This is a genomic window from Methanosarcina sp. UBA411 (assembly GCF_002495725.1).
Taxonomy (GTDB): Archaea; Halobacteriota; Methanosarcinia; order Methanosarcinales; family Methanosarcinaceae; genus Methanosarcina.
Map to the genome: position 1 here is coordinate 107,016 of NZ_DAGK01000028.1, position 7,359 is coordinate 114,374.

Genomic DNA, 7,359 nt, shown 5'->3' on the forward strand with positions numbered 1-7,359 from the left:
CTTCATGGAAACGTATACAGGTATTCCCGAAGAATTAAAGCTTACAGTGCTTAAGAGAATAAAACCCACTGAGAATGAAAGAGAAAAACTCCTTGCAATCCAGGAAGAACTAACCTCACAGGTTAAAGCAGCAGCAGAAAAGCTCGGCATTCCTGACGTGCTCGTAAAAATGGTAGGTTCCGCTGCCAGAGGCACCTGGCTTTCAGGCACTCACGATATTGATGTTTTTATAAGCTTTCCTGAGGAAACCCCCAGGAAGGAACTTGAAACCCTGGGCATGGCAATTGCAAGAGAAGTGGCAAAACACGCCGAGCATGCCGAAGATCGCCATGCCGAACACCCTTACCTGAATATTATATACAAAGGCTTTGATGTTGATCTTGTCCCCTGCTTTAGGGTCGCCTCGGCTTCCCAGATCAAGTCTGCAGTTGACAGGACACCTTTTCATAACGATTTTGTCAAACCCCGCATAAAAGGGCACGAAGATGAAGTTCTGCTTTTGAAGCAGTTTATGAGGGGGGGCGGTGTCTATGGCTCGGAACTGAAAACCCAGGGCTTTTCAGGCTACCTGACCGAACTTCTGGTGATTCACTACGGTTCTTTTGAAAATACCATCTGCGCTGCCTGTTCCTGGAAGCCAGGCGAGAAAATTGATATAATGCATCACTCGGAAATCGAGCACGAAGAACCTCTCGTAGTGGTCGATCCTACCGACCCCAAGCGGAACGTGGCAGCAGCCCTTTCACTTGACAAATTCTGCATGTTCATAGATCACTGCCGGGAATTTCTGAAAAGTCCAGAGCTTAGATTCTTCTTCCCAGCCTCTCTCCTGCCCCTAGAAGACAGTGAAATCCTGGAAAGGCTTGAAAGCCGAAAAAGCACCCAGCTTGCAATCGTCTTCAAAACCCCCGATGTGGTAGAGGACGTACTCTACCCGCAACTTTATAAAATGGAGCAGGCAGTAGCTGCCCTTCTGAAAGAATATGATTTTACAGTGATAAAAACCGGCGTCTGGTCAGGCAAAACCGAAACCGCAGTTATGCTGGAACTTATCTCAGGCACCCTCCCAAACGTAAAAAAGCATGTCGGCCCTCCGGTCTGGGTAAAAGTACACGCCGAGAAGTTCAAGGAAAAATATCAGGGGGCCGCTGACGTTTTCGGTGGCTATATCGAAAACGGAAAATACGTCTTTGAAATCCGGCGCAAATACCCGACGGCAAAAGGGCTTCTCGAAGACCGTCTCATGAGCTGCTCTCTTGGAAAACAGGTGCATCAGAGCGTGAACGAGGGCTTTGAGATTATAGAGAATGCTGGGATTTGCAGGTTAAAAGATCCTAATTTCAGGGTTTTTTTGAGAAAATGGATGTAAAGAATGTTATGAGAACTAAATTATGCTCAATTAGCTGTTGATTACACAAAGCAGAATTTTTCCACAAGAATTCTTTTTTAGCGGATATTAATCGTTAGTTCCAAAATTAAAAAGAAACCATTTTAAATATTAAGTTTTATTGGAACTTATGGTGTTGGGCAGTTGATAGATCAAGAGGAAATTCATAAGCAATGTCTTAGCAAGAATCCAATAAAACGTATCAAGGCATTGAATCAATTAAGAGATAACTTTTCATCATTGCCCGATAAACAACAGGTGTGGAATGACTTAAATAGACTGGCTAATGATGAAGATTTTTCTGTTAGGTATAAGGCCATTTCAGCTCTTGGTTCTGCGTTTTCTCAAGTGCCCGATAAGCAACAGGCATGGAACAACTTACTTAGACTGACAAATGATGAATACCGTTCTGTGAGGTACGAGGCTGTTTCATCTCTTAGTTCTGCATTTACCCATATGCCGGATAAACAACAAGTGTGGAATGACTTACATAAATTGGCCAATGATGAAAACAGTTACGTGAGATCTAAGGCCGCCTTGGCTCTTGGTTCTGCATTTTCCCACATGCCGGATAAACAGCAGGTGTGGAACGACTTAATTAAATTAACCAATGTTGAATACCGTTCTGTGAGGTATAAGGCTGTCTCGACTCTTGGTTCTGCATTTTCTTATATGCCAGATAAACAACAGGCATGGAATGATTTAATTAAATTAACCAATGATGAAGACAGTTGGTTGAGAGTCTATGCAAGTCACTCTCTTGGAAAAGTTTCCATATTCAAAGCTTCTCAAGCAGAAAAAGAAGAAGATTATAAAGAGGAATTAGAAAAAGCAATTGTATTTTTTGAGAAAGCATCACAGGAATCTATATATTTTAATCCATCTCGATTTTGCCTTCCTTTTTACCGCTCATTCTATTCAATAATTTTCAAAGGACAAGGGGCAAAAGAAGTAAATAGATATCTTGCAGAAGCAAAATATGCTGTTGGAAGTTCAAAAAGCAAAGAATTGCTCTTTGAAACTGTTGAGAATCTTGCAAATGCGATAAAAGAAATCCAGAATCTCGAGATTCTGGACTTAGAAACAAAAAAAGGTGAACTTAATCTTTATAGGAAATACTGTGATCGTGCAGCAGAACTTATGATGGAAACAGAAGAAACAGCACCTCTTGCAATAATAGCAATGAGAAAAGGACTGCCTATCCTTGATAGAAACCTAAAAGAGCTTCTCGAAGAAATTCAAAAGAAAGCAAAGATCGCGTGCAAGGAATCTAAAAATACTGATACAGAAGAAATTGCATGTGCTGTTAATAAAGAAGTTCAAAAATGGGAAATTAGTAGTCAAGGAGAAATGACACAAAATATTGAAGATCTAATCCAGATCTTCAGGCTGAGAATGCCACACCTAGAAGGTTATGAACATATTTTTGAGGAAATAGAAGGAATACGAGATGAAACCGACCTTGTAAAGCAATACAAAATAGTTTCAAGACTTATTGGACTAATACCAATGTTTAGCTCAATGCCAAATCACGTAGTGCAAGATATCAAAGAGATCAAAGAAAAAACAACTTCACTTTCAAACGAGTTTAAATATCTACAGCTTTCAGTTGACAGATTAATAGCGTCAGTAGATGAACTACAGAATCCACATGAATATCTTGATACTATTCAAAAAAATTTAGAAGAAATTAAAAACAATATACCTGAAATGAAAGGGAAGATTGATGAAGTGCTTTACGAATTGTACTCTCCTTTGAGTACAACTCAAAAACTGAAAATTGCCATTCCAATAATTCCGTTACTTGTCTCTTATGAGTTGGAAACAGATGTTCCAAGATTTGTGGCTGACAGGATTGATGAATTAAAGAATTTAGTTTTGCGTTTTAAAAAGAGTAAATAATTAGATGAAATTTTGTCCTCTTCACGCTTGAGGAAGAATTTTTCCGCGAGATTTAATAAAGACTTACAAACCCTTCAACCCTTTTCTGATAATACAAATACTCCTGGGCATACCCGCAGTAATGCCCGAAATATTCCCGTCCCCAGTCTCCCATACAACTCATGTTTTTGCAGGTTTCAAAGTAACTATCATCTATGTGGTAATGCTGGATGATCTGCCTGATGTGGGTATCTACGGGAAAAGCTTCCATTTTCTCGAAAGCGAAAAGTAGCACGCAGTCGGCAACCTTTTCCCCTATGCCGCGAAGCCTCATAAGGCGTTCCCGCGCATACCTGTATTCCAGGCGGAAAAGTACGTCAAGATCCAGCTCGCCAGAAGCAACTTCCTCGGCTGCGGCTTTTATATTCTGGGTCCTGAAACCCAGCTTGCATTTGTCAAGCGCGGCTGGATCCGCGTTTGCAAGAGTTTCAGGATCAGGAAAACTGAAATAGCCCGGTTCGAGTTCCTGCCCAAAAAATTGACTGAGCAGGTAAATTCGTTTCTGGATTGTAGGAATGCTTGAGGCTGTTGCGAGCATATAAGAAATAAGACACTCCCAGGGATCCTGTCGGATCAGCCGCAGGCCGCGGTATTTTCGGATTGACCTGTCGATCAATAAGTCCCGGTTTATGCTTTCATAGATTGAAGGCAGGTTGTCGTCAAAACGGAAATAATGAGAAAGAAAACTAGGCGGAAGTTTTGAATCGACAATTAGTTGTTCATTATCCTGCAAAAGCCGTATAACCTGGTTCCCAACAACGCCTGTCCACCAGTCTCCTTCCCGCTCCCAGCGAAAAACCTGCCCGCAGTCAAGCGTATAATTAAGGTCAAAAAGTTCCGGTTTAAGCCTGTACATCCAGCTCAAGCCCCCTTAGGAAAGTCCCTGCAGTTAACGTATCTCCCAGCCCGACTGTGGTTACAGGAGATCCGGAAAGCAGTGTGGGCAGCATGCAGATGATATAGCCTTCCATGAAAGTATAAGCCCCATGCCCGAAAGTTTTCCCATTAAAAGCTTTAAGGAAAACTTCAACTTGTTTCCTTCCAAATGGGCTTTCCTGAAGTTTCGAAGACTCTTCTTTCACGAATTCCCGCCCTTCAAGCCTGCCTGAAGCTGCATACACGCCTGCACACCGGACTCCGAACTCCAGGGCTTCAAGCTTTTCTCCAACTGTCCTCTGCACTTCGGATTCAGTTTCTAGTTCAGTTTTGGGTTGAGATCCAGTTTCTGGTTCAGGATTCGGTTTAGGATCAAATTTAAAATCAGTTCTAAAGACAGCCAGTACAAATTCCCTGGTGTGAATCAGGAGCTTCTTGAGCCCGCGCCTTGATGCCAGCCTGAAAGCTGCATTGGATATAGCATCAGCCTTCATATGCAGAAGTCCTTCCCTCGGAACTCCGTGTAGATTATAAAACATTGCAAGCTCGTCTTCGTTCATCCCAAGGCTATCGGAAAATTTTGCAAACTCCACAAAGACTGAATTCGCAATTTCTTTACTTGCAAAATGCCCGAATTCCAGATGAATCTGAAGCTTATTGTTTCTGGTTTTCCAGCTTTTTATCTGGGAGAGAATATTATCAAGAATCGTATTATAAGTGAGGCCGTTGGGATAGTTCTCAAGCAGGAGATGAAAACCCGATATAAGTACGCCATCGATCTCGCAGGCATATTGGAGGGCATACTTCTCAAACGCAGGATTGACAAAGAGCCTAAGATTTAAATTGTCACAGGTCGCTATAAAGCGATTTTCCCTCGGAACCCTTACCTCTGTCCCGTACAGGGAAAATGTTTCCCCCTCGGAAAAATCAAATACGAAATGTATAGGTTCCTGGCTGCTGGAAAAAGCACCTTTATTTTCATCAAGCTCTTCCCTTGCGTTTTCCGTTATCTGTGAGGAGGCTTCCGGAAAATATATCGCTTTTTTTGAGAAAAGAGAGAGCTGAGTTTTTGAAGGTACTGCAACGTTCGGAATTACTCTGGAAGCGCCTAGCTGGGAAAGAGCATTTGCCATTATTCCGGCATTTCCGCCCATTCTTACGAGGGATTTTCCAAAATAGCGGTTTTTAAGGAACTCAAAAACTGACTGCTCAAAAACAAGCCACTCGGCTCCGCACCCGTTTTTCATACAATAAGCAAGTCCTGCCACAAAATCAGATTCCAAAAAGATTTCTCCGGGTGGGTTCTCGATTTTATCAAGGATTTCAGCCTCTCCGAAAGAATCCAGTAGTTCAGAAACTTCGGCCCCGCTCATCCGGTATACCGAATCTATATTGACATTAAATCCGCAAAGTATGTTCATCTAATCAGTTCCTGTATCCATGGAATAGGAGGCGATGGGAGGCTTCGGATTAATTGAAATAAAATTTATTTCCCCGCCTGCCTCTGCTTCATTCTTGCAAGCATGGCTGCAAAAGCTCCTGCCGAGATCGCATCGCCTATCCCGACAGTTGCTTTGGGCTTATCTACCACCTTGGAAGGGATTAAAACCGCATCATGATCAGGCCCGTAGAGATATCCGTACTCGAACTCTTCAGAAGTACAGAGTTTCTTCCCTACACAGTAAAGCTTGAAGTTCTCAAGGTCTTCAAGGCCTTTACTTGAAACTGGAACTTCCAGCCCTGCTTCTGCGTCCTCAAGGTTCTCAATTTTTCCTTTAAGGGCTTTGGCCCCGGCCAGGGCTGAAGAAAAGAGCAGGGCATCCCTGTGTTCTTTAAGCGTAAGAGGATGGCCTTTGGCAAGGATACATATGTAAAAACCAAGAGAATGAACGTGGACTCTTTCAAGAGACAGATCCTTTAAAAGCTGGACAGCTCCCTGGTAAAGTGAAGTTATCCCGGTTTCTTCTTTTCTTATCACGGAATAAGAGAGTTCTTCATGCCCCAGGACGTTGAGAGCATTTGCCACTTCCACAGTATCAAGACCAAGGGAATGAACACGTTTGGCAACAATTTCTGTCAGGATAGCTTTTCTTATTACCCGGTTCTGAATTGATGTTAGCTCTACATGGATGCGGAGTTCAGGATTTAAAGCCTTGAGTTTCTCAATAGCTTTCACTGAGTGAGAAACATAGTCCTTATAAGTAGACCCATCCTCGTACTGCTCTTTTATCATCTGGTAACCTGAAAGCATTGCTCCATCAATCGGAAAAATTGAGTCTAGATGCTCATAGATTTCCCTGTCCATATCCAAGCGTATCCATTTCGGGCGGGAGGAGATTATAAGGCGGTTATCTCTTGGCACCTGGAAGTTGCTTCCACCGCAGTTTATTTCCAGGCCTTTGGAATACTCAAAAATCCAGTTAACTTTGGACTCGGTTCCGGATTTAAAGGCTTCTCGCGGGGGCTTAAGCACGACCTTTCCGCCTTCTACCTTAGGATGTAGAAGATTGTCAGAATCCACAAAATACTCTGCCTGTTCTTCGGAAAGCCAGGGAATATACGCCACCACTTTTTTTATCCCGAGGCGAGCAAGAAGATTAGAAATTATTCCTGCCTGGCCGCCCATACGTGCATAGTCAAACCCCAGGTGCTCTTTCAGCCATTCATGAATATCTGAGGTATGGGTAGGAATTTCAGCGGCTTTTCCCTCTCGCATGGAAATCATCAGGCGAGCCATGAAATCCAGAGGATCTTTAATTTCTCTTGGATATGTCTCAATTCTTTCCTGAATCTCAGCCTCATTAAAAAGCCCTATAAGCCTGGATAGTTCTTTATCTGTAAGGTGTTTGATGGCGTCTATATTACTGTTGTAAGCTACAAACATACCTTCCAGATAAGGAAGGGCCTTTTTGGAATTGTAAAAAGCATCCTTGTGGCGCTGTTCCCATTCTTGTATATCCACTCAATAAACCCCCTGAAAATATAGATCTGAACCTGAATTAATTTTCAGGAATTCAGGGAAACCAGGATTTTTCCCGAAATGATCTTGCTACATTTCGAACTAATCTTCCTTACATTACTAGTTCCTTCTACCGTTTTTTCAATTATATCGTTTTTCAGTTATGCATTACGGTAAGTCTTCAGTTATGTATTAC

At 42.4% G+C, this 7,359-nt stretch carries 5 protein-coding genes; 2 read left to right on the forward strand and 3 right to left on the reverse strand.

The window, feature by feature from the left end:
* Nucleotides 1-4: 4 nt before the first annotated feature.
* Both cca and BP861_RS10535 read left to right on the forward strand, forming a co-directional pair.
* The gene (gene cca, locus BP861_RS10530) at nucleotides 5-1,369 is read left to right on the forward strand and encodes a CCA tRNA nucleotidyltransferase (protein WP_292375221.1); all 1,365 of its coding nucleotides are present in this window, start codon (nucleotides 5-7) and stop codon (nucleotides 1,367-1,369) included.
* A 162-nt stretch (nucleotides 1,370-1,531) separates the two neighbouring features.
* A complete protein-coding gene (locus BP861_RS10535; RefSeq protein ID WP_292375224.1) occupies nucleotides 1,532-3,289 on the forward strand; it encodes a HEAT repeat domain-containing protein in 1,758 nt (585 codons plus the stop codon).
* 52 nt (nucleotides 3,290-3,341) lie between these two features.
* Here BP861_RS10535 and BP861_RS10540 read toward each other — a convergent pair whose 3' ends face one another.
* From BP861_RS10540 to pfkC, 3 genes are all read right to left on the reverse strand, one after another.
* A complete protein-coding gene (locus tag BP861_RS10540; RefSeq protein ID WP_292375226.1) occupies nucleotides 3,342-4,184 on the reverse strand; it encodes a DNA-3-methyladenine glycosylase family protein in 843 nt (280 codons plus the stop codon).
* Nucleotides 4,171-5,625, reverse strand: coding sequence for an ADP-dependent glucokinase/phosphofructokinase (locus BP861_RS10545; RefSeq protein WP_292375229.1), 1,455 nt, complete (start codon nucleotides 5,623-5,625; stop codon nucleotides 4,171-4,173). Before BP861_RS10545 ends, BP861_RS10540 begins: the two co-directional genes overlap by 14 nt.
* 65 nt (nucleotides 5,626-5,690) lie before the next feature.
* The gene (pfkC, locus tag BP861_RS10550; RefSeq protein WP_292375232.1) at nucleotides 5,691-7,166 is read right to left on the reverse strand and encodes an ADP-specific phosphofructokinase; all 1,476 of its coding nucleotides are present in this window, start codon (nucleotides 7,164-7,166) and stop codon (nucleotides 5,691-5,693) included.
* Between the last annotated feature and the right edge of the window lie 193 nt (nucleotides 7,167-7,359).

What these genes read in the sequence shown, in the direction of transcription:
- BP861_RS10540 (WP_292375226.1), bottom strand. Translation starts at nt 4,184, where the DNA reads ATGTACAGGCTTAAACCGGAACTTTTTGACCTTAATTATACGCTTGAC.
- BP861_RS10545 (WP_292375229.1), bottom strand. Translation starts at nt 5,625, where the DNA reads ATGAACATACTTTGCGGATTTAATGTCAATATAGATTCGGTATACCGG.
- cca (WP_292375221.1), top strand. Translation starts at nt 5, where the DNA reads ATGGAAACGTATACAGGTATTCCCGAAGAATTAAAGCTTACAGTGCTT.